This window comes from Pseudaeromonas sp. HNCC25DJ182 (genome assembly GCF_055413365.1).
The window spans coordinates 255863-278749 of record NZ_JBVAYG010000003.1 but is presented as its reverse complement, the minus strand read 5'-3'; the positions used below and the strand labels follow the sequence as shown (position 1 = coordinate 278749).

Here is a 22887-nt window from a genome sequence, read left to right as displayed (position 1 = left end):
CGCCATTGGCGGCTTTTTCATGTTCGTAGCGGCAGAGCATCAGAGCAGAATACGCGCCCGAATGGTCCCGTCGATCTCCTTGAGCATGGCCAGAGCCTCTTCACTGCGCTCACTTTCGATATCCACCACCACGTAGCCAATATTGGCGCTGGTTTGCAGATATTGGGCGGCGATATTGATCCCTTCGCTGGCGAAGGCCTGGTTAATACGATTGAGCACGCCCGGCTGATTGTGATGGATATGCAACAAACGGCTCACCTGACCCTGCACCGGCAATGACACTTCCGGGAAATTGACCGCCGTCAGTGTGGAGCCATTATCGGAATAGCGGATCAGCTTGTTGGCCACTTCCGAGCCGATATTTTGCTGGGCTTCAAACGTCGAAGCGCCGATATGGGGCGTCAGCAAGACGTTGTCAAAACGCTGCAATGGCGAACTGAATGGATCCTTGTTGGTGGCTGGCTCAACCGGGAATACATCGATCGCAGCACCACTCAGATGACCACTCTCCAACGCGGACACCAAGGCATCAATGTCCACCACGGTTCCCCGAGAAGCATTGAGGAAGATGGCCCCGGGTTTCATGGCCGCAAACTGCTCAGCCCCCATCATGTCCCGAGTTTCTGGCGTTTCCGGCACATGCATGCTCACCACATCCGCCTTGGCCAGCAGTTCATGCAGGCTGGAGACTTGACGTGCATTCCCCAAGGAGAGCTTGTTTTCGATATCGTAGTAACAGACCTGCATGCCCAGACTCTCGGCGATGATCCCGACCTGGGTGCCGATATGGCCATAACCGACGATCCCCAAGGTTTTACCCCGGGCTTCGACCGAGTTGGCTGCACTCTTGTCCCACTCGCCGCGGTGAGCTTTGGCGTTCTTGGCCGGAATACCGCGGAGCAGCAACAGGTACTCCCCGGTCACTAGCTCGGCGACGCTGCGGGTATTGGAGTATGGGGCATTGAACACCGGGATCCCCCGCGCTTCCGCCGCGCCCAGGTCCACCTGGTTGGTTCCAATACAGAAGCAACCCACAGCCACCAGCTTTTCCGCCCGGGACAATACATCTGCAGTCAGATGGGTGCGGGAGCGAATGCCTAAAAAATGCACATCGCGGATTTTTTCCAGCAATTCAGCATCATCCAGAGCACCCTTGAGATATTCCACCTGGCTGTAGCCAGCCTGATGAAACAATTCAACGGCGCTCGGGTCTACCCCTTCAAGCAATAACACTTTGATCTTGGATTTATCCAGGGAATAACGGGTCATCTGTGTTCCTCAACTGAGTTTCTGGTCGTGAGGCGCCGCTTGGACGTCTTTTGGTAAATTTACGACAGTTTGTATCCCTACACGGCGACTCACCACCCGGCAGGAGCCACCGCTTTCGTGCCGATGAGTCCAGTTTTGCAAGAAAAAAACCGACTCACCTTTAAAAATACCTCGTAACAGCAAGGTGTTAGTCCCCAATTTAGGCACCAGACATCCATGTTTGACAAGTAAAAATTTCATTCATCGCCCAAGCAATGGATAATTGAGAGACGCGGAAAGATACAAATGCTTGTAATCAAATTACATTTTCTCGTCATACCACGAAGTTGAAAGGGAACGCATTGCCCCTCAACACTGTTTTTCCAGGCGGTTCACACTTCTGGATCCAGAACTCGGCTCGCACACCATAACCACACCATACTGACAACAGAACAGCGTCAGACAAGGAAGGCTAGCATGGGGTCACTCACATCTATCCCAGCCCATGGCTTGACCACTCCGCACTACGATGTGGTGGTGATTGGCGGAGGCATCAATGGCACAGGTATTGCGGCCGACCTGGCAGGCCGAGGCCTGTCGGTTGCACTTTTTGAAGCCGACGATTTGGGTTGTGCGACATCTTCGGCATCTAGCAAATTACTGCACGGCGGTCTGCGCTATCTGGAACACTACGAGTTTCGCCTGGTTCGTGAAGCCTTGGCTGAGCGGGAGATCTTGCTCGCCCGAGCGCCCTATCTGGCGCGTGGCTTGCGATTTCGCTTACCCTATCGAGCTCAATTGCGCCCGGCTTGGCTGATTCGCATCGGCTTGTTTCTCTATGATCATTTAGCCAAACGGATCAGTCTGCCCGCCAGTCATGGCATCCACTTTCATCCCGAAGATGGCCTGAATGCCAATGTGGTACGGGGTTTTGAGTACTCGGATGCCTGGGTCGATGATGCCCGGCTGGTGGTACTCAACGCCCTCGCGGCTCACGAGCGCGGCGGGCATATCGCCACCCACACCGCATGCAATCGCGCCACACGGCATGGCAATCACTGGCAGCTGGAGCTGAGGACACAACCTGAAGGTCAAGCCAGAGCCGTAACCTGCTCGGCGTTGGTCAATGCCACCGGCCCCTGGGTGCAAAACTGGTTCGAAACGGCGCTACAAGCCCCATCCCCTCGCCGGATCCGGCTGATCAAGGGCAGCCATATTGTGGTTCCCCGCTTGCACCCGGGACCAGAAGCCTACTTGCTACAACATATCGATCGCCGCGTGGTGTTTGTGCTCCCCTTCCTGGAACACTACTCACTGATCGGGACTACCGATGTGGAATATCAGGGGGATCTGCGTCAGGTGGTGATCAGCGATGATGAAATCCAGTACCTGTGTCAGGTGGTGAATGGCTATTTTCGGCAGCCGATCACACCGCAGGATGTGGTGTGGAGTTATGCCGGAGTACGCCCGCTCTGCGACGATGAATCGAGCGCCCCACAAGCCATCACTCGGGACTACACACTAAGTGTACAGGATCGAGATGGAAAGGCCCCCCTGCTATCCGTGTTCGGTGGCAAACTCACCACCTTCCGCAAGCTGGCGGAGGCAGCCAGCCACCAACTCGCCCCTTACTTCCCGGCTATGGGGCCAGACTGGAGTGCTCAGCAATTACTCCCAGGAGGTGATTCAGTTCCGCTGGCCACATTGATTCAGGAGTATCAGCACCATGCTCCCTGGCTGGACAGAGCTCAAGCGACTCGTGTTGCAACAGCCTATGGGACTCGAACCAGGCTCTGGTTGCCTCAGAAGCCGGTCCGATTATTCGGTGGCTGCTTGGCACAAGAGGAGGTCGATTACCTGGTGCAGCACGAATGGGCGCGTAGTGCTGATGATATTTTGTGGCGACGTAGCAAACTCGGTTTGCAATTTTCGGTGCCAGCTCGAGCAGAGTTGGAGGCCTATCTTGCCTCACCGGTCTGAACTGAGTCGAGTCACCTCATTATGGGCACACCAGTGCCGGGTTCAGCACACGCACCAGGCTACCTTGTGATGTTGCATCAACTGGCACAGGGTTTGTGGTGGCTCGGCATCGGTAAACAACACGTCCACCTGCGAGATAGAGCCCAGACTGACCATGGCATGGCGGCCAAATTTGGCATGATCCGCCAGCATAAATAACGTGCGGGAGTGAGCCATGATGGCTTGTGTCACTCGCACCTCAGGGTAGTAATGATTCAGCAGATCCCCCAGTGCATCGATTGCCGCGATACTCACGACACCAAAATCCATGCGAAATTGCGCGATAAAATCTCGCGTTGACTCACCGACGATACCGCCATCCCGGCTGCGGATCTCACCACCGGCGATGATGACAGTGAAGTCATCCCGCGCCGTCAAGATACTCGCCACGTTCAAGTTATTGGTCACGATCCGCAAGTCGCGATGATCCAGCAAGGCTCGGGCTACGGCCTCACAGCTGGAACCGATATCGATGAACAGAGAAGCCCCATCCGGGATCCGGGCCGCAACCACCCGGGCGATCCGTTCCTTTTCTTCCCATTGTGGCACCTGATGAGTGGCATACTGGCTGGCGTTGGTAGAGATCAGTGAAGCCCCGCCATGATGGCGCTGGATCTTGTTCTGTTGCGCCAGCTCGTTCAAATCCCGACGTATAGTCTGCGGGCTGACATCAAAATGCGTAACCAGCTCTTCGGTCGATGCAAATCCACACTGACTCAGCAGCTCGATAATTTCCTGATGACGCTGCGCTTGTTTCATTGCCGCCTCTTCTCCTGTCACCCATCGGATGATTCAATACTCACCGGATACCCACTCGGGTTCAGCCACCCGTCCCGGGCTATGGTACCCCTGCCGCCTTGCTCCGCAAAGCGCCGGACAAAACAGCAGCACTTGGCCTGCTGCGCCGGAGATCGTAACATAGGGACAGGAACAAGACGCTAGACGACTGGTCTAGTTGTCAGCTAGAGTAGTCACTATGAATACAAAAACTGAATTTACCGATACCCGCCTGCACCTGCTGGAAACCGGTACCCGTTTGATTCTGGGTAAAGGATTCTCGGCAGTCGGCCTGACCGAAATACTAGGTACAGCGGGCGTTCCGAAAGGCTCGTTTTATCACTATTTTCGTTCCAAAGAGCAGTTTGGTATCGAGTTGGTGCAACACTATTTCTCTCTGTATCTGAGTCGCCTTGAAGTACTGTTTCAGGACGAAAGTCTGACTCCGAGCCAACGGATCATGGCTTACTGGACGCGCTGGTACCAACTCTATCGAGAGGGGAATTGCGAGGAGCAGTGTCTGGTCGTCAAGCTCAGCGCCGAAGTCGCGGATTTATCCGAACCCATGCGCCAAGCGTTGCTGGCAGGGACGCAGCAGATAGTGACCCATCTGGCCAGGATACTGGAGCAGGCGCAGGCCGTGCATGAGGTGATGCTCCCTACTCCGCCGCAAGCGATGGCCGAAGAGCTCTATCAGCTCTGGCTAGGAGCCAGCCTGCTCACCAAGCTCAGACGCGATGATTCGGCACTCAGCGCTGCCTTGCTCAGTAGCCAGCGCTTGCTCGGCGTCACCGGCTGATCCGCCGAGTAATATTGCGCTCACTGTGCTAGTTCCTTATTCATCAGAGCTAGCGCAGTAAGCAAGCCGATAGGGTGAACAATCAAACTGACTACGACGTTCGCGTCGTTTTTTTAACGGCAGATACTAGGCGACCGGTCTAATGCGTTAAGACAAACGCGGGACCACAAGCTAACCACTATATTCAGCAGCAACTCCATTCAGACTAAGGAATCACCATGACTCAGAACTATCAACGCATCGTATTGGTATCCCGTCCTCATGGCACACCGACGCTCGATAATTTCCGGCAGGAAGAGCTGCCACTGCCCGAGCTGCAAGACGGCGAGGTATTACTCAAGACTCTGCACCTGTCGCTGGATCCTTATATGCGCGGCCGCATGAGCGAAGGTCCCTCTTATGCTGCCCCTGTGGCATTGGGCGAGGTGATGGTCGGAGGGGCCGTCAGTGAGGTGATCGCCAGTCGGCATGACAACTTTGCAATTGGCGATCGGGTATTGGGCTACACCGGCTGGCAGAGTCATGCCATCAGCACAGGCAGCGGTCTAACCCCCTTACCGGCCACCTTGGCCCAACCCTCCTGGGCACTGGGGGTGCTGGGCATGCCAGGTTTTACCGCCTACATGGGATTGCTGGATATCGGCCAGCCGAAAAGTGGCGAAACCGTTGTGGTTGCCGCAGCAACCGGGGCCGTTGGATCTTTAGTCGGGCAAATTGCCAAGCTCAAAGGTTGTCGCGTCGTCGGGATTGCCGGCGGTACAACCAAGTGTCGCTACGCCGTGGAAGAGCTGGGCTTCGATGCCTGTGTGGATCACCACAGCAGGGATCTACCCGCCCAACTGGCGCTGGCCTGCCCCGAGGGTATCGACGTTTACTTTGAAAATGTGGGTGGTCCGGTGCTGCAAGCCGTGGTGCCACTGCTCAACACCGGAGCTCGTATCCCGCTATGCGGCTTGATAGCCCAATACAACAGTACCGAACTGCCCGAGGGGCCGGATTTCTCCCCTCTGCTGCTGCGCACCCTGCTCACTCGTCGAGTGACGCTCAAGGGTTTCATCATCTTTGACGATTACGGCCACCGCTACCCGGAATTTGCTGCACAAATGGGGGCCTGGTTACAAGAGGGGAAAATTCGCTACCGTGAGGATCATGTCCAGGGACTAGCCAATGCCCCACAAGCCTTTATCGGCCTGCTGGAAGGCAAGAATTTTGGCAAGCTGGTCATCGATCTTTAAATTTTGGAACCAACAACAAGGGCCGCACTTGGCGGCCCTTGTTTGTCACTAGACGGCGACTAGAGAGCCACTGGCTCAGCGACGACGTGCGACTACGGCATCGGCCAGTTGACGCAGTAGTTGCTCGGTGTCGCCCCAACCGATACAGGCATCCGTGATGCTCTGGCCATAGGTCAGATCCGCCGCTTGGCCTTCAACCAGATCCTGACGTCCGGCCACCAGATGACTCTCCACCATGACACCGAACACCACCTGACTACCGTGGGCCACTTGCTTGCAGACATCGGTGCAGACCTCCATCTGTTTCTGGTACTGCTTGGAGCTATTGGCGTGGCTGAAATCCACCATCACTTTTTGTGGTAAGCCAGCCTTGGCCAGATCGGTCGCCACCGCCGCTACATGCTCGGCACTGTAATTGGGGGTCTTACCGCCACGCAGTATGATATGGCAATCCGGATTGCCGCCGGTTTGCACAATCGCGGAGTGACCAAATTTAGTCACCGACAAGAAACAGTGTGGGGCACTGGCGGCATTGATGGCATCAATGGCGACCTTGGTGGTGCCATCGGTGCCATTTTTGAAACCGACAGGACAGGAAAGACCGGAGGCCAGTTCCCGATGCACTTGTGATTCCGTAGTGCGAGCACCAATCGCGCCCCAGCTCATCAGATCCGCGACATATTGCGGGCTGATCATATCGAGGAATTCGCTCGCCGTCGGCATGCCCAGCTCATTGAGATCCAGTAACAACTTGCGACCGATGCGCAGACCATCATTGATGCGATAGCTGCCATCCATGTACGGATCGTTGATCAGCCCTTTCCAACCGACCGTGGTACGCGGCTTTTCAAAGTAAACGCGCATGACGATTTCCAGACGGTCCTTGAGCTCTTCGCGCAGAGCCAGCAACCGCTGGCCATACTCGATACCGGCTTTGGGGTCATGAATAGAGCAAGGGCCGATCACCACCAGCAGACGATCATCGTCACCGGTCAGAATGCGATGGATGGCCTCCCGAGCCTCAAAGACAGTATTGGTTGCACGCTCGGTAGCGGGGTACTTTTCCAGTACGGCGATCGGCGGCAACAGCTCTTTGATCTCTTTGATACGAACGTCATCGGTTTGATGCTGCATGTGTACTACTTCCCATAGGTTTGGTGCCGCATAGAGCCCATTCGAGGGTTAACCGGGTCCCGGTAACCGGGGACAACGACGGAGTGAACGTCAGGTCACGGGGGGCGGATGCGTCCCAACCGGACCGACAACCGCGTCGCAACCCAGCCTCAGAAGCCGAAATCGGGCTCTGCTCCCTGGCGACAGTGTCAATCGAACGGACAATCTAGAAGTTTTGCCGCGCCGCTGTCAACGCCATTACCGAACCAGAGGGGCGAATTCGTCGGGTTCCGGCAAGAAAAGTCGCGCCACCTTTCCCCATGTCGTAGAATAGCGGCGTTATTTCCATAGCCCTTTACCCTGAGTGGCGAGCGTCGCCCTATTGCCGATGCCTCGCCATTCGCAAGACCATGCGTCTTTTTACTTCGGAGTGTTACCTTGCGTTTTGACGAGCTGTCATTGAATCCGCGCCTGTTGCAGGCCATTAATCATCTGGGCTTTATTGAAGCCACCGAAATCCAGCAACGCGCAATTCCTCAAATACTGTCCAGCCATGATTTGGCGGCCTCGTCGAAAACCGGATCCGGGAAAACCCTGGCCTTCTTGTTACCCATGGTACAGCGGCTGATGACCAGTAAGGTGCTGAGCAAGCGCGGACCGCGAGCCTTGATCCTGGCGCCAACCCGTGAACTGGCCAAACAGGTTTATGGTCAATTGCGTCTATTGCTGGCAGGCACCAACTACAAGGGCGCGCTGATCCTGGGCGGCGAAAACTTCAACGAACAAATCAAGCAATTGCAACGCCAGCCCCATGTTCTGGTCGGCACGCCAGGGCGTATCGCCAACCATTTGAGTGAACGCAGCCTGTTTATCGATGGTCTGGAGATGCTGATCCTGGACGAAGCGGATCGGATGTTGGATCTGGGTTTTGCCAACGAGCTGAAACAAATTCATGAAGCCGCCAGCCACAGGTTGCGTCAGACTCTGATGTTCTCGGCGACCCTAGCCCACACCGAATTTGAAGAGTTGGCCACAGTACTGCTGGATGCACCGCGCCGGATTACGGTAGGTCAGGAGCTGGCTCCCCATGAGGACATCGAGCAGCGCTTCTTGTTGTGTGACCATCTGGATCACAAGCAGGCACTGCTGGAGCATCTGCTCAACCATGAGTCTTACCAGCAAGCCATCATTTTCACCGCCACCCGCGCCGATACCGAGCGCCTGGCGCAACTGTTCCAGGAAAAAGGGCTCAGTACCGCGGCCCTGTCCGGCGAACTGAAGCAGACGGCCCGTAATAACATCATGGATGGCTTTAGCCGTGGCCATTACAAGCTGTTGTTTACCACCGATATCGCATCGCGGGGACTGGATCTGGTCAATGTATCCTTGGTGGTCAACTTCGACATGCCCAAGGCGGCGGAAGAGTTTATCCATCGTATCGGCCGAACCGGCCGCGCCGGTGCCAAAGGACTGGCCATCTCCCTGGTCGGCGCCAAAGATTGGGCCAGCTATCAGGCGGTGAAGAACCTGCTGCAGTTGGAGATCCCGTTCAGCGAGATCCCTGGTCTCAGCGGCAAGTTCAAGGGCGTCTTCAACGCCCCCCGTCGTGGCCCCAAAGCGGCACATCCACTGTTGGCCTCCAAGGAGCCGAAAGCTGGCAAGAACAAGCCGCCCGTACGCAAGGCTCGCCCCGCTAATGAGAAAAATCGTCCGGCCAAGCAACCGCCCAGAGTCGAGCTGGAGCAGGATGGTTTTTCCCCACTGCGCAAGCGCAAACCTAGCCTCGAAGCCTGACACTCAGGTCGCAGGCCATCACCAAATGACAACAGAGGGGCCCCAGTGGTCCCTCTGTTGTTGGATTTGGTTTCAACTGACTTCATGCATTAAATTTACTGCTTCAATTTCGCGTACCAGACCGCAAAGCTAGCCAGCCTTCGTTACACTCAACTCAAGAATGTCACTGCCTTACGGAGTGTCGCGTGCTCAGCTATCTGCATGTCACCGGCCGTACCCTGATCATGGGGGATCTGCACGGCTGTTATCAGCAACTCCTCACTCGCCTGAGTCGTTTGGATTTTGCCCCTGAGCAGGGTGACCGTCTCATCGCGTTGGGGGATCTGACCGACCGCGGAGCGGATAATCTGGCCTGTCTGCGACTGCTGCAACAACCCTGGTTTCATAGCATCCGCGGGAATCATGAACAGTTGATGCTGCTGGCTTTGCTAGGCGGCAGCCGTCATGCCAGACAACTATGGTTTAGCAATGGTGGCTGTTGGTACGAACAGCTAGCCGAAATCGAACAGGCTGAAGTGATGACCTTGTGTCAGGAGCGGATCCAGCACCTCGCTTACGCCATGGAGATCACCAGCCGCGATCACCACCGGATTGGTCTGGTGCATGCCGATCCAGTCTTCAACCAGTGGCAACAATTGGTAGAATGCTTGCGCGCACCCAGTCCGGACCCCGCCATTCTGGAGCAACTGCTCTGGCAGCGAGAACGACTGAACCAGTTGCGACAATTGCCCCGACTGCCACATCAGGCGCCACACCGTTCACAGAGCGACCCTTTCGACCTAGCCCGGATTGCCGGAATTGACCTGGTTTGTATGGGGCATACCCCACTGAGCGGTGAAGCGCCTTGGGGCACAGGCAATATGCTCTGGCTGGATAATGGCAGCTGCGCCGGCTATGACTTGGTGCTTCTGGATGCTGATGACTGGTTAAAAAACCAGCCCGGCGCCACCAACACGCACGCATATGGCTAAAAACAGCAAAGCCCCGCATGGCGAGGCTTGGTTTGGCTGTAACCCGATATCGAGCAGGGACAACCCGGAAAGCAAGAACGATAAACAAGATGACAAAGGGGGCGACAGTTTCAAACACAGATAGCAACTGTGGCTACACAAACATAGGTACGAAACTATTTTTCCCGCTGAGGCCTACCTAGTCACGCCAGAACGGCTTATTGCTCTCGACGAACCGATCCGACTCGGTCAGCCCAATATCTTTCAGCAAGTGCGGCGGCAATTCAGCCAGCTCGCGACGACTACGGGCCCGTTCGAACCAGGTCATCAACATCATCTTGCCACGATTCAACAGACTGCTGCTGTCCAGGGATTGTACGCTATGGGTGCTCATGTGAGTTGCCATTTTTAAAATCTCCACTCTCTTTGTATGAGCAAATTCTAGTCGCCGCCCCCTGACCTCACAATTGACCTTTTTTCTGATTTCGGATTAGATTTTTTAATGGGTGAGCGAATTCACACTTTGCTGGGACTCGGTCAAATGAGTGAGATAGCAATCTCATTTGGCAATCTTTTATCGCTTATATAGGTTATTGATTTAGTTAATGTTATGTAAATAAACGGCCTGAACGTGATGTAAGTCAACAAAGTCTATTTATTCTAGTGCAAATAGACCAATCATCTAGCATCCGAGCTTCTCGATTAAAAAATAACTATTTAAAATACGCGAGCTCTCGTCGCTACCCCGGCTTGCCCGGGCCACACTCATAAAATTAATGGATAACAGGAATGGACACTGTAGCTCTCTATCATCAGACAGAAACCGGCTCAACCTCCCACCACACCCCCAGTTGGTGGGTCAAGCAAATCACTCGCCTACGTTTTAATGGCAAGATGGGTCTTCTGTTAATTTTGGTATTGCTCTGTACGTTACTCGGTAATCTCTACTCGGCATTCTCAACCCGGGATGCGATCCGCGAATCAATCGATAACGGTCTGATCAATCAGGTGACCGGTGTACAGCAACTATTGCAACAACAATTAACCAAGACTCCGGGCGAATTTCTGCATACCTCGCGGGAGCTGCTCACAGGACTGCGTTGGGGCGAGCAAGGATCCGGCTATTTTTTCCTAGCCGATCGTCAGGGGCGTTTGGTGATCTATCCGCCCAAAGCGGCTAAAGAAGGCAACTTCCTGGATCCGGTACAGGTCATCGAGACCAATGAAGAGGTTTCCCAGGCTTTTGCTCGCATTGGCCGTGGCGATGAGGCCACGCTCATTCACTATCCCTACATCAAACCCGGCAGTACCACTAAAACCCTGAAAGCCGCCTATGTCGCCCCCATCGGCGATTATCTGCTGATTTCAGGGGTCTATATGGATGCGGCCGATACCGCCTTTTACCAGTATCTGATCAACAGCTCGCTGGTTCTGATCGCCACCCTACTGGTCATGGTGTTGGTGATTGCCATCATCAGCCGCGCCATCAACTCCCAGGTGCGTCAATCCCTTAACGAGCTGCGACTGATCGCCAACCGCAACCTGAGCCACACCATTTATGGCCTGGGCCGTGACGAATTTGCCGATATCAACCGCGAATTGGAACACACCCGTCGTAATCTGTGCGAACTGCTCTCCGGCCAACGGGATACCTCTGTGACCCTGTCAGCCGCATCAGCGCAAATCAACCATGGCATGCAACAGGTAGGAACTGCGGTGCAGGATCAGCGGGAACGCCTGGATGCCCTGGCCGCAGCCATGGAGGAGATGTCCGCCACCATCCGCGACGTGGCGCTGAATGCCCAGCAGAGCGCCCAAGACAGCAACGAGACCGACCGCATGGTGCATCGCGGAGTGACACAACTGGCGCATTGCATTGATTCCATTCGTCAGTTGTTTACCAACTTGGGAACCAGTTCTGACTCGGTCAGCCAGGTTGAGTCGGAGGTCAGCGCCATTAGTTCGGTGGTCAGTACCATCAGTAGCATCTCCGAACAAACCAACCTGCTGGCACTCAATGCCGCCATCGAGGCCGCGCGCGCCGGGGATCAGGGCCGTGGCTTTGCCGTGGTCGCCGACGAGGTGCGTCAGCTGGCCAGACGGACTCAGCAGGCGACCCATGAGATTGACGAGATGATCAACAGCCTGCAACAAGGAACCCGTCAGGCGGTACAGCAGATGGAAATCAGCGTCAGCAACGCCGAATCCGCGATGCAAGATGCCGAAGCCGCGAATTTCGAGTTCGAATCCATCGCGACCCAAATCGGTCAACAAGCCCAGCGCGGTGATATGATTGCCGCCGCCGCTGAGCAGCAGAGCCATGTCGCATCCCAGGTCACTGACAGTCTGGTAGTGATCCGTGATGCAGTGGAAGAGACCGAACATGTGGTGCGTGAACTCAGCCAAGCCAGCCAGAGTTTGCACCATGAAGCGCAAAATCTGGAAAACATGGTCAACAGCTACCAACTGTAATCGATGAGAATGTAGCGGCGACCGCAAGAGCCGTTTGCAATGCAAGGCCGAAACCAAGGGATTGGTTTCGGCTTTTTTATAACCAGGATCCAGTATTCAGATGCCGCTCACACGGTTAAATAGGTGCGGATCAACGACTCATCCAGTTCCGACATGGCGCCGGTGGCCACATTGCGTCCTCGATCCAGCAAACAGAAGGTGTCGCCCACCTTGCGGGCAAAGGGCAGTTTTTGCTCCACCAAGAGCACCGTCAGGCCAATCTCCCGATTCAGGCGCCGAATGATGTCGCCAATTTCCGCCACCACATTGGGTTGGATCCCCTCGGTGGGCTCATCCAGGATCAGCAGTTTCGGATCCAGCACCAGAGCGCGACCGATGGCCAGTTGTTGCTGCTGGCCGCCGGAGAGATCCCCGCCCCGTCGCTGCTTCATCTCCTTGAGCACCGGAAACAGCTCGTAGATGAACGCCGGGATCTGCCGCTGATTATCACGCCGCGCAGGCAAGCCAATGCGCAGATTCTCCTCGACCGTTAGCAAGGGGAAGATCTGCCGCCCTTGGGGCACATAACCAATCCCCAGCTCGGCGCGCCGCTCCACCCCCAGCGGGGTTATGTTCTGACCATCAAACCAGACTTGTCCACTCTTGAGCGGCAACTGTCCCATCAAGGCATTGAGGAGCGTGGTCTTGCCCACACCATTGCGGCCCATCAGGCAGAGGCATTCCCCCTGCTGTAACTCCAGGCTCAGATCCCACAGGGTATGGGACTGACCATAGAATTGATTGATCGCATCAATTTTCAGCATGGGCTCTCTCCCAGATAGACTTCAATCACCTTGGGATCGGCCTGTACCTGAGCCATGGTTCCCTCGGCCAGTACCGATCCCTGATGCAGCACTGTGACCCGATTGGCGATGCTGCGTACGAAATCCATATCATGCTCCACCACGACCACCGAATGTTCTCCGGCCAGTCCGGTCAGGAGCTCAGCGGTGCGCTCCATCTCCTGATGGGTCATCCCGGCTACCGGCTCATCCACCAGCAGCAGTTGCGGCCGTTGCATCAGCAACATGCCGATCTCCAACCACTGCTTCTGACCATGAGAGAGCACGCCGGCCAGCCGCTTGCGTTCCGGAACCAGGCCGATGAGCAATAACACCTGATCCAGATAGTCCCGTCCCTCGCCGCGCAGTTGGCTGCGGAAGGTATGCCACACCCGCTTGTTACCCGCCATGGCCAACTCCAGGTTCTCCTCCACGGTTAGCGGTTCAAACACAGTCGGTTTCTGGAACTTGCGGCCGATGCCGACCTCGGCTATCGCCGGTTCATCCAGACTCAGCAGGTCGATGTTCTGCCCGAACCAGGCCGAGCCGGAATCCGGCCGCGTCTTGCCGGTAATCACATCCATCATGGTGCTTTTCCCGGCACCGTTCGGCCCTATGATGCAGCGCAGCTCGCCAGCTTTGATGTAGAGATTGAGGTTATTGAGTGCCTTGAAACCATCGAAACTGACGCTGATATCCTCCAGATAGAGGATCATGCCGTGGGTCAGGTTCAAGTCCGGCTGCTGCCGCGGCGAGAAACGATCACGCCAGTAGTCGGTGGAAAATAGTTCACGGGTATTGGCTAACATATTCATGCTTGCGCCTCCTTGCGTTGTAACAGCCCCATGACACCCCGTGGCAGAAACAGTGTCACCAGCACGAATAGCGCGCCTAAGGCATAAAGCCACTCATCAGGCAGCACGCCGGTAAACACCGATTTGGCATAGTTGACCAGCAAGGCCCCGAGCACGGCGCCATAAAGAGTCGCCCGCCCGCCGACCGCGACCCAGATCACCAGCTCGATGGAGTTGAGCGGCGAAAATTCCCCCGGATTGATGATGCCCACTTGTGGCACATACAAGGCACCGGCGATACCAGCCAGCATGGCCGAGAACACGAACAGCGCCAGTTTGAACCACTCCACCCGGTAACCAATGAAACGGGTGCGCATCTCGGCATCGCGGATCGCCACCGCCACCCGGCCGAGCTTGGAGCTGACGATGAGACGACAAGCCACATAGCCCAGAGTGAGGGCCAGGGCCGAGAGGACAAACAGCGTGATCCGCGTCCCAGGCGCCGTTAGCGATACCCCCAGCAGATCCTTGAAATCCGTCAGACCGTTATTCCCGCCAAAGCCCATCTCGTTACGGAAGAAGGCCAGCATCAAGGCATAGGTCAATGCTTGCGTCATGATGGAGAGATAGACGCCGGTGACCCGGGAGCGGAATGCCAGAAAGCCGAACACGAACGCCAGAATGCCTGGCACCAGCAGGATCAGCAGCAGCGCCACCGGGAAATGGCCGACCCCCTGCCAGAACCAGGGCAACTCGCTCCAGTTGAGAAACACCATGAAATCCGGCAGCTCGGCATTGCCATAGACGCCCCGATCTCCAATTTGGCGCATCAGGTACATGCCCATCACATAACCGCCCAAGGCAAAGAAGGCGGCATGTCCCAAGCTCAGGATCCCCAGATAGCCCCACACCAGATCCAACGACACCGCCAACAGGGCGTAACAGAGATATTTACCCAACAAGGTGATGGTATTGCTGCCCACATACAGAACGCTGCTCTCCGGCAACAGCAGGTTGGCCGCCGAAGCCAGCAGCACTCCCAGCCAGATCAGGGCCAGCAGCAGCATGCCCCGCTTGTCCTGTAACAGTGATTGCGCCATATGCGTGGCGACTGAATGAGACAAGGCCATGCGTTAACCCTCCACGGCGCGACCGCGCTGCGGAAACAGACCGCGCGGACGTTTTTGAATAAATAGAATGATGGCAACCAGGATCAGGATCTTGGCCAACATGGCGCCGGCGAGTGGTTCCAGTAGTTTGTTCGCCACCCCGAGTGTCAAACCGGCGACCAAGGTGCCCCATAGATTGCCAACCCCGCCAAACACCACCACCATGAAGGCATCGATGATATAGCTCTGACCCAGATTCGGTCCCACATTGGTCAGCTGCGACAGAGCGACCCCGGCAATTCCGGCAATCCCCGAGCCCAGACCGAAAGTCAGTGCATTGACTCGGGCCGAACGCACCCCCATGTTGCGGGCCATGGCCCGGTTCTGGGAGACAGCCCGTACTTCGAGCCCTAACCGACTGCGCTTGAGCAGCCACATCAGCCCGGCAAATACCAGCAGACTGAAGCCGATGATCACCAAGCGGTTGAGCGTGAGAGAGAGAAAGTCGTTAATGACCCAGGTACCACTCATCCAGCTCGGCATCACCACCGTCTGGTTCAGGGGCGAGAAGATGGAGCGCACCGCCTGCTGCAACAGCAGACTGATGCCAAACGTCGCCAACAGGGTTTCCAGCGGGCGGCCATAGAGGAAGCGGATCACCGAGCGCTCAATGAGGATCCCCACGCTACCTGAAACCACAAAGGCCGCAGGAACCGAGAGCAACAGCGCCAGACCCGGTTGCTCCGGCAGCCATTGTTGCAAGACGAAGGTGGTATAGGCGCCCAGCATCATCAGCTCGCCATGAGCCATGTTGATGACCCCCATGACGCCGAAGGTGATCGCCAGACCAATCCCCGCCAGCACCAGCACAGATCCCAGACTGATGCCGAAATAGAGGGTCTCGATACCCGAGTAGAACTGCTCGGCATGCTGCAGACTCTTCAAGGCCTGTCCCGCCTGTAGGCGGACCTGGGCATCCGCATCCGATTGCGCCAGGGATTTCAACCGTTCCAGCACCAGCGGATGGCGCAAGGGCGCGAGTTCAGTGATTGCGCTTAGACGCGCCTCGCGAGTCGGCGCATCCAGTTGGGTGAAGGCGATAACACCCGATAACCATTGTTTGACTTGCGGATCAGTTTCCTGACTCAAACGCTGCTGCAGGGGGGCCAGATGCTGCGGTGATATCTTGCCCAGCATGGATTTGACCGCTTCCAGACGTTTATCCGCATCCGGATCGCTCAATGCCAATCCCGAGGCCAATGCCGCGAGCTGCTCGCGTAGTGCATTGTTAAGCCCGACGCGCTTGAATTCACGCGATTTGCCCTCAACAGCTTGACCACTTTGCAAGCCGATAAATCGGCTCGCCTCTCGTACCACCAGCTGCTTATCGGACTTGCGATAGTAGAGATTGCCACTATCCAAGGCCGCGAACAGGGTGGCGACATAGGGCTGACCGCTGCCAGCAAGCAGATTGATGGCTTGCTCCTTGTCGGAGAAACTCTTCCCTGTCAGCACCACCAGCGCCTGGTCCGGACTCATGGTATCGGCTGCCAGGCTGGTTGGAACCCACAGGGAAAGGATCAGCCCGAACAGTGCCATCAGGCCATAGCGAAGATTGACGACTAGACCGCGAGCCCGTCGTCCCCCTCTGAGGTGGGGTACTTGCCTTATGCTCCATGCTTGCATCTTGGCGTCCTTTTTTTGAATGAAACGATATGATGAAACGTGATGAGGTGGATGGCTCAACGCCATCATGCCTAACCGCCTCTCACCAGGAGGTACCCCCGGCTTTCGCGCAGGGATACCCGTTACTGCTTGTATCAGCCGCCGAGCCAACCCAGTGGCGCGACTCGGCGACATTGCCTCAACTTACTTGCCGCTACCGCCACACTTGCCGGTTTTGACATTGAAGTTGCCGCAGGCCAAGGGCTTGCGCCAATCGGCGATCAGATCCTTGGAGCCCGGCAGATAATCGGACCACTCGTCACCCGCCACAGTACCCTTGGTTTCGGAGACCACTTCAAACTGGCCATCGTCCTGGATTTCACCAATCAGCACCGGTTTGGTGATGTGATGGTTCGGCAGCATGGCCGCATAACCACCGGTCAGATTCGGTACGGCAACCCCGATCAGCGCGTCCTGTACTTGCTCCGGATCCGTGGTGCCCGCCTTCTCGACCGCCTTCAGCCACATGTTGAAGCCAATGTAAGTGGCTTCCATCGGGTCATTGGTGGTGCGAGTCTCTTTACCGGTGAACTTGTGCCACTGTTCGATAAAGGCACTGTTCTCGTCGGACTCGACGCTCTGGAAGTAGTTCCAGGCAGCCAGGTGACCGACCAGCGGTTTGGTGTCGATACCGGAGAGCTCTTCTTCACCCACCGAGAAGGCAACCACTGGAATATCCTTGGCCGATACGCCCTGATTACCCAGCTCCTTATAGAAAGGCACGTTCGCATCACCGTTGATGGTGGAGACGACGGCGGTCTTTTTACCCGCAGAGCCGAACTTCTTCACATCAGAGACAATGGACTGCCAATCGGCATGGCCGAATGGGGTGTAGTTGACCATGATGTCGGAAGCCGGGACGCCCTTGGCCTTCAGATAGGCTTCGAGGATCTTGTTGGTGGTACGCGGGTAGACATAGTCAGTCCCGAGCAGAGCCCAACGCTTGACACCATTGGCCATCAGATAATCCACAGCCGGGATGGCTTGCTGGTTAGGTGCGGCACCGGTGTAGAACACATTCTTCGATGATTCTTCACCTTCATACTGCACCGGATAGAAGAGGATGCTGTTGAGCTCTTCCACCACCGGCAGCACTGACTTACGAGAAACCGAAGTCCAGCAACCGAAAATAGCGGCTACTTTTTCTTTCTGGATCAACTCACGGGCCTTTTCGGCAAACAATGGCCAGTTGGATGCCGGATCCACGACCACAGCCTCGAGCTTCTTGCCCAGCACACCGCCTTTCTTGTTCTGCTCGTCGATCAGCATCAACATGGTATCTTTGAGCGTGGTCTCGGAGATCGCCATGGTGCCGGAGAGCGAATGCAACACACCGACCTTAATGGTGTCATCGGCGGCAAACGCACCGGCAGAGGCCATGGCCAATGCCAAGAGGGACAGACGGGATACTTGCTTGAATGTTGTGGATTTCATGAAACATCTCCTTGTTCAATGAAAGGTCTCCGCACAAACGCTTGTGGGGCTTACCTTGTTCGTAGGCACAGATGAGATCTGGCCCGCTACCATGTCGCGTTAGTTGGTCATGCACTCGTTATTGTCGAGATCCTAGTTATCGGTGGAGCAATTGAGCTCTCATCCTGCCGCTGACTCCGCTCGCGAGCGGCATGCAGCATGTGCAGGGTGATTTTGCGCACCTCGGCCTTGCTGGCCTCGATGTGCGACTTCAGTAGCCGCAGCGCTTCTTCGCTGCGGCGTTTGAGTACGGCACCCAGAATGGCACCATGCTCGCTGTAGGTGGCTGCAATCCGCGGCCCTTGGGTAAAATCCAGACGCCGGATAATGCGGATACGTTCGCTGACACTCTGGTGCACCGCAGCCATCTCCCGATTGCCAGCCGCCGCTACCAGCAAACAGTGAAACTGCTCATCCAGCCGGGAAACCAGTTGGCCATCGGCCAGGCGCTCGGCCTCTGCCACCAACCAGGTTTGCTTGAGTTGCTCCAGCTCCGGCCCCTGTTGCAGGCCATCACATAAGCGACGCACCGCAGCCTCCTCCAGCACAATGCGCAGATCGTAAAGATCCTCGAAGTAGGCAAAATCAAAGGGCCGGACCTGCCAACCACTGCGGAAATAGACCTCCACATAGCCCTCTTGCTGCAAGCGGTAGAGAGCATCGCGCACCGGAGTGCGGCTGACGTCCATGCGCTCGGCCACTTCGTTTTCACTGAAGCGGTCCCCTGGCAACAGGGAAAAATTGAAGATCTGATCCTTGAGCTCGGCATAAACCCGATCCGCCATATTCACCGGTCTGGGTTTAGGCTCTCCCAATCTCCGCTTGCGGGTTGGTTGCGATTCCATAGCGTTATCCTTGTTTTGTATTAGCCATGCCGATGCGTACCGAGAGATCCGTTTAGTCCACCAGCTCCGGCTCACCGGCTTCGATATAGAGCAGCGCATCCCCGGCCTGCACCGGACGCCCCGCCTTGCAGCTGATGCGGCTAACCACCCCATCGACCGGGGCATGGATCGCAAATTCCATCTTCATCGCCTCGACAATCAGCAGTGCCTCCCCGGCTTTCACGCTCTGCCCTGGCTCCACCAGAAGTTTCCAGATGTTGCCGCTGATATCGGCCTCGACGGCATGGTGATCGTCGGGATTCGCATCAGTCTCGCTGGTGATTTCGCCCAGCTCGGCCAGCTGCTGCTCCTCGCTCTGCCACAAGGCCACCTCCCGGCTGAACGCTTCCTGCTGGCGACTCTTGAACTCGTCGATGCTCTGCTGGTTGTCCTCAATGAACTGCTCGTAGGCCCCCAGGGAGAAGATCTCCTCCTCGATGCGGATCTGCGCCTTGCCTTCGCGGAACTGCTCGCGCAACACATCCAGCTCCGCCTCGCTGACCGGGTAGAATTTCACCTGGTCGAAGAAGCGCAACAGCCAGGGCTCACCAGCCGCAAACTGCGGATTTTTCAGGAATTTGTTCCAGATCGGCAGGGTACGCCCCACCAACTGATAACCGCCGGGCGAGTCCATGCCATAGATGCACATGTAGACGCCGCCAATCCCCACGGTCCCTTCCGCGGTATAGGTGCGGGCCGGATTGTATTTGGAGGTCAGCAGGCGATGGCGCGGATCCACAGGCACAGCACAGGGAGCCCCCAGATAGACATCCCCCAGCCCCAGCACCATGTAGCGGGCATCAAACAGGATGTCACGCACCTGCTCGCGGCTCTCCAGCCCATTGATACGCTGGATAAAATCGACGTTATTCGGTAGCCATGGGGCCGTGTCCCGCACCGACTGGCGGTAGCGAGCCACAGCATCCAGAGTGGCGGAATCTTCAAAGGCCATGGGCAGGTGCACCACACGGCTACGGACCTGCAAGCTGCTGACCGGCGGCAGTTGGCTCTCACGTTCCAACAGAGCGGCAATCAGATCTTGCTGATGGATCACCCGGCTGTCGTAGCGGATCTGCAAGGAGCGCACGCCTGGTGCCAACTCGGCAATACCAACCACGGGTGTGGCCTTGAGCGATTCCATCAGGGCGTGAATGCGCATCCGCAACCGCAGATCCAGCACATTGTCGCCATACTCCAGCAGTATGTATTTATCACCCGCCTGCCGATACGCCACGCCGGGATGATCGCCGCACGCGGGTAGCGCATTGATCACGCAGGCCGAGACCGTGTGATCAGGCTGCAAGCTGGCCGAATGATGAGCGGGCAATTCAGGGGCTTGCAGCACGTCGATGGCGCCATCCCAGGCCAATTCCCGCGCGAGAGCCTCATCAAAGCTCATTGCCTTGAAGCGGATCTTGTCGCCAGGTTTGACTTGGCCCACTTTCCACAGCTCGGCCTTGGCGATGGTCACCGGGCAGACAAAACCACCCAGGCTGGGGCCATCATGGGTCAGGATCACCGGCATATCCCCGGTGAAGTTGATGCTACCGATGGCATATTCACAGTCATGGATATTCGACGGGTGCAGGCCCGCTTCGCCACCGTCGGTGCGGGTCCAGCTCGGCTTGGGCCCCACCAGACGCACTCCCAGACGGTTGGAGTTGTAGTGCACCTGCCATTCGGTGGCAAAGAACTGGTTGATAGAGTCGGTGGTGAAGAAATCCGGTGCGCCGTGAGGACCATAGAGCACGCCAATTTCCCAGACCAGACCACCCTCAACGGCGGCGGGGAACTCACCAAATCCGGGCTGCAGCAACTCAGGTAAGGTGCCGGTAAAGGGTTCGGCCGCTATCTGTGCGGCTAGAGGCAATACATCGCCAATCCGCAAGGGACGACCGGCATGACCGCCAAATTGGCCCAATGCGAAGGTAGCACGGCTACCCAGATAGACCGGCAGATCCAGTCCACCACGGATCGCCACATAGCTGCGACACCCCTGGGCCACCTTGCCCAGCACCAGCAGTTGCCCGGCCTTGACCGCAATCGCACTGTGGTAGGCCACCGGATCGCCATCCAGAGTGGCGGGCGACGGGGCTCCAGTCAGGGCAATCACGGTATCGGTATGAAAACGCAGGCTGGGGCCGAGAATGGTGCACTCAAGGCCTGCCGCATCGGCACTATTACCCACCAGGCGATTGGCCAAACGGAAGGCTCTGTCATCCATGGGGCCGGAAGGCGGCACCCCGATATCCCAGTAACCGACACGACCTGGATAATCCTGCACCGTGGTATAGGTACCGGCGACGACCACCTCCACCGCTGCGGGCAGGAAGGTGACACTATTGAGCGCCTGGGTGGCCACATCTCCGGCCAGGAAGCGATCCCAACGGCTGATCTGACGCAGATAATCCAGGTTGGTGGCGATACCGCCAAGACGGGTCTGATCCAGCGCCTGTTGCAGTCGCTCGATAGCCTCGGCGCGATCCTTTCCATACACGATCAGCTTGGCCAGCATGGGATCATAGTGGGCTGAAACCTCGGAGCCCTGCTCTATCCAGCCATCCACCCGCAGATCCGGCCCCTGAGGCGGGAATACCACCTCGGTCAGTGTGCCTGGTGAGGGTTGGAAGTTCTTCAGCGGATCCTCGGCATACAGACGGACCTCGATGGCCGCCCCTTGAGGCTCAGGCAACTGCTGCATATCCGGTGGTGTCCCGGCGGCAATCAGCAGCATCCACTCCACCAGATCGATCCCCGTCACCCGTTCGGTGATGGGGTGTTCAACCTGCAGGCGGGTATTGACCTCCAGAAAGTAGAAATCATCCCGCTGGCCATCATAGATAAACTCCACGGTCCCGACCGACTGGTACCCCACCGACTGCCCCAGACTCACGGCGGCGGCCAGCATGCGCTGGCGCGTCACGGCTGGCAGACCCGGAGCGGGGGTCTCCTCCACTACTTTTTGATTACGGCGCTGCAAGGAGCAATCCCGCTCGCCCAGAGCCACCACTGTGCCCTGCCCGTCGCCTGCGATTTGCACTTCCACATGGCGGGCGGCTTCCACGAAACGCTCGATAAACAAGCCAGCATCGTTAAAGAACTGCTCACCCAGCCGCTTGACCGAGGCAAACGCAGCCTCCAGCTCAGCCGGGCTATCACAGCGGGTCATGCCGATGCCACCACCGCCTGCCGTGCTCTTGAGCATCAGCGGATAACCGACCCGCTCGGCTTCACTCAGAGCATGGGCCACCGAATCCAGTAACCCTGAGCCGGGGGTCAGTGGCACCTGGGCTGCTTGGGCCAGAGCGCGCGCCTCATGCTTGAGGCCAAATTGCCGTAGTTGGGTCGGCGTAGGCCCGACAAAGACGATGCCCGCCGCGGCACACTGCTCGGCAAAACCGGCATTTTCCGAGAGAAAGCCATAGCCAGGGATCACCGCCTCAGCGCCGGTCGCTTTGGCCGCCGCCAGGATCAAATCGCCGCGCAGATAGCTCTCGGCCGGGCTATTGCCCCCTAAAGCAACCGCTTCATCGGCCAATTGCACCGCCAGGGAGTGACGATCGGCATCGGAGTAGACGGCGACACTCTTTACCCCCAGACGACGCAGGGTTCGGATGATACGGACCGCGATCTCTCCGCGATTGGCAATCAAGACTTTGGTAAACATCGGCAAA

The 22887-nt window shown here is 57.0% G+C and carries 17 protein-coding genes; 6 read left to right on the top strand and 11 right to left on the bottom strand.

Going from position 1 to position 22887, the window contains the following annotated elements; all coding sequences use genetic code 11:
- Positions 1-39: 39 nt before the first annotated feature.
- On the bottom strand, positions 40-1269 hold the full coding sequence (gene serA, locus ACZYUB_RS04610) for a phosphoglycerate dehydrogenase (RefSeq protein WP_463945923.1): 1230 nt from the start codon (positions 1267-1269) through the stop codon (positions 40-42).
- A gap of 456 nt (positions 1270-1725) precedes the next feature.
- Between serA and glpD the strand changes: the two genes are divergently transcribed.
- On the top strand, positions 1726-3228 hold the full coding sequence (gene glpD / locus ACZYUB_RS04605) for a glycerol-3-phosphate dehydrogenase (protein WP_463945921.1): 1503 nt from the start codon (positions 1726-1728) through the stop codon (positions 3226-3228).
- Positions 3229-3270: 42 nt separating this feature from the next.
- On the opposite strand, the gene ACZYUB_RS04600 is transcribed toward glpD, so the two are convergent.
- On the bottom strand, positions 3271-4026 hold the full coding sequence (locus ACZYUB_RS04600) for a DeoR/GlpR family transcriptional regulator (RefSeq protein ID WP_463945920.1): 756 nt from the start codon (positions 4024-4026) through the stop codon (positions 3271-3273).
- A gap of 217 nt (positions 4027-4243) precedes the next feature.
- Between ACZYUB_RS04600 and ACZYUB_RS04595 the strand changes: the two genes are divergently transcribed.
- Together ACZYUB_RS04595 and ACZYUB_RS04590 are read left to right on the top strand one after the other, a co-directional pair.
- Entirely contained in the window at positions 4244-4843 is a 600-nt protein-coding gene (locus ACZYUB_RS04595; protein ID WP_463945918.1) for a TetR/AcrR family transcriptional regulator, read from the top strand.
- 218 nt (positions 4844-5061) lie between these two features.
- Positions 5062-6078, top strand: a complete 1017-nt coding sequence (locus ACZYUB_RS04590; protein WP_463945917.1) for an NADP-dependent oxidoreductase — start codon at positions 5062-5064, stop codon at positions 6076-6078.
- Between the two features lie 75 nt (positions 6079-6153).
- On the opposite strand, the gene aroG is transcribed toward ACZYUB_RS04590, so the two are convergent.
- Positions 6154-7212, bottom strand: coding sequence for a 3-deoxy-7-phosphoheptulonate synthase AroG (aroG, locus tag ACZYUB_RS04585; protein WP_463945915.1), 1059 nt, complete (start codon positions 7210-7212; stop codon positions 6154-6156).
- A 417-nt stretch (positions 7213-7629) separates the two neighbouring features.
- Here aroG and ACZYUB_RS04580 point away from each other — a divergent pair, with 417 nt between their 5' ends.
- Positions 7630-8985: a DEAD/DEAH box helicase gene (locus ACZYUB_RS04580; protein WP_463945913.1), complete on the top strand. Its 1356-nt coding sequence runs from the start codon at positions 7630-7632 to the stop codon at positions 8983-8985.
- 185 nt (positions 8986-9170) lie between these two features.
- A complete protein-coding gene (locus tag ACZYUB_RS04575; protein WP_463945912.1) occupies positions 9171-9956 on the top strand; it encodes a metallophosphoesterase in 786 nt (261 codons plus the stop codon).
- A 178-nt stretch (positions 9957-10134) separates the two neighbouring features.
- Here the strand turns inward: ACZYUB_RS04575 and ACZYUB_RS04570 are convergent, their stop codons facing one another.
- Complete coding sequence (locus tag ACZYUB_RS04570; RefSeq protein ID WP_463945910.1) at positions 10135-10341, bottom strand: DUF1127 domain-containing protein; 207 nt, start codon at positions 10339-10341, stop codon at positions 10135-10137.
- A 383-nt stretch (positions 10342-10724) separates the two neighbouring features.
- Between ACZYUB_RS04570 and ACZYUB_RS04565 the strand changes: the two genes are divergently transcribed.
- Positions 10725-12407, top strand: a complete 1683-nt coding sequence (locus ACZYUB_RS04565; RefSeq protein WP_463945908.1) for a methyl-accepting chemotaxis protein — start codon at positions 10725-10727, stop codon at positions 12405-12407.
- A gap of 107 nt (positions 12408-12514) precedes the next feature.
- Here the strand turns inward: ACZYUB_RS04565 and urtE are convergent, their stop codons facing one another.
- The 7 genes from urtE to uca all read right to left on the bottom strand — a co-directional run bounded on the left by urtE (position 12515) and on the right by uca (position 22880).
- Positions 12515-13210, bottom strand: a complete 696-nt coding sequence (gene urtE, locus ACZYUB_RS04560; RefSeq protein WP_463945907.1) for an urea ABC transporter ATP-binding subunit UrtE — start codon at positions 13208-13210, stop codon at positions 12515-12517.
- Positions 13204-14043, bottom strand: coding sequence for an urea ABC transporter ATP-binding protein UrtD (gene urtD, locus ACZYUB_RS04555; protein WP_463945905.1), 840 nt, complete (start codon positions 14041-14043; stop codon positions 13204-13206). Before urtD ends, urtE begins: the two co-directional genes overlap by 7 nt.
- Positions 14040-15152 carry an urea ABC transporter permease subunit UrtC gene (gene urtC / locus ACZYUB_RS04550; RefSeq protein ID WP_463945903.1) on the bottom strand — a complete coding sequence of 371 codons (1113 nt, stop codon included), beginning with the start codon at positions 15150-15152 and terminating at the stop codon, positions 14040-14042. Before urtC ends, urtD begins: the two co-directional genes overlap by 4 nt.
- A gap of 3 nt (positions 15153-15155) precedes the next feature.
- A complete protein-coding gene (gene urtB, locus ACZYUB_RS04545; RefSeq protein ID WP_463945902.1) occupies positions 15156-16817 on the bottom strand; it encodes an urea ABC transporter permease subunit UrtB in 1662 nt (553 codons plus the stop codon).
- A 183-nt stretch (positions 16818-17000) separates the two neighbouring features.
- A complete protein-coding gene (gene urtA / locus ACZYUB_RS04540; protein WP_463945900.1) occupies positions 17001-18290 on the bottom strand; it encodes an urea ABC transporter substrate-binding protein in 1290 nt (429 codons plus the stop codon).
- Positions 18291-18397: 107 nt separating this feature from the next.
- Positions 18398-19174 (bottom strand): GntR family transcriptional regulator, encoded by a 777-nt coding sequence (locus tag ACZYUB_RS04535; protein ID WP_463945898.1) that lies wholly within the window; start codon positions 19172-19174, stop codon positions 18398-18400.
- A gap of 52 nt (positions 19175-19226) precedes the next feature.
- On the bottom strand, positions 19227-22880 hold the full coding sequence (gene uca / locus ACZYUB_RS04530) for an urea carboxylase (protein ID WP_463945896.1): 3654 nt from the start codon (positions 22878-22880) through the stop codon (positions 19227-19229).
- Positions 22881-22887: the final 7 nt, after the last annotated feature.

Excerpts from the sequence above, each read along its gene's own strand:
- serA (WP_463945923.1), bottom strand. The coding sequence starts at position 1,269 with ATGACCCGTTATTCCCTGGATAAATCCAAGATCAAAGTGTTATTGCTT.
- glpD (WP_463945921.1), top strand. The coding sequence starts at position 1,726 with ATGGGGTCACTCACATCTATCCCAGCCCATGGCTTGACCACTCCGCAC.
- ACZYUB_RS04600 (WP_463945920.1), bottom strand. The coding sequence starts at position 4,026 with ATGAAACAAGCGCAGCGTCATCAGGAAATTATCGAGCTGCTGAGTCAG.
- ACZYUB_RS04595 (WP_463945918.1), top strand. The coding sequence starts at position 4,244 with ATGAATACAAAAACTGAATTTACCGATACCCGCCTGCACCTGCTGGAA.
- ACZYUB_RS04590 (WP_463945917.1), top strand. The coding sequence starts at position 5,062 with ATGACTCAGAACTATCAACGCATCGTATTGGTATCCCGTCCTCATGGC.
- aroG (WP_463945915.1), bottom strand. The coding sequence starts at position 7,212 with ATGCAGCATCAAACCGATGACGTTCGTATCAAAGAGATCAAAGAGCTG.
- ACZYUB_RS04570 (WP_463945910.1), bottom strand. The coding sequence starts at position 10,341 with ATGGCAACTCACATGAGCACCCATAGCGTACAATCCCTGGACAGCAGC.
- ACZYUB_RS04565 (WP_463945908.1), top strand. The coding sequence starts at position 10,725 with ATGGACACTGTAGCTCTCTATCATCAGACAGAAACCGGCTCAACCTCC.
- urtE (WP_463945907.1), bottom strand. The coding sequence starts at position 13,210 with ATGCTGAAAATTGATGCGATCAATCAATTCTATGGTCAGTCCCATACC.
- urtD (WP_463945905.1), bottom strand. The coding sequence starts at position 14,043 with ATGAATATGTTAGCCAATACCCGTGAACTATTTTCCACCGACTACTGG.
- urtC (WP_463945903.1), bottom strand. The coding sequence starts at position 15,152 with ATGGCCTTGTCTCATTCAGTCGCCACGCATATGGCGCAATCACTGTTA.
- urtB (WP_463945902.1), bottom strand. The coding sequence starts at position 16,817 with ATGCAAGCATGGAGCATAAGGCAAGTACCCCACCTCAGAGGGGGACGA.
- urtA (WP_463945900.1), bottom strand. The coding sequence starts at position 18,290 with ATGAAATCCACAACATTCAAGCAAGTATCCCGTCTGTCCCTCTTGGCA.
- ACZYUB_RS04535 (WP_463945898.1), bottom strand. The coding sequence starts at position 19,174 with ATGGAATCGCAACCAACCCGCAAGCGGAGATTGGGAGAGCCTAAACCC.
- uca (WP_463945896.1), bottom strand. The coding sequence starts at position 22,880 with ATGTTTACCAAAGTCTTGATTGCCAATCGCGGAGAGATCGCGGTCCGT.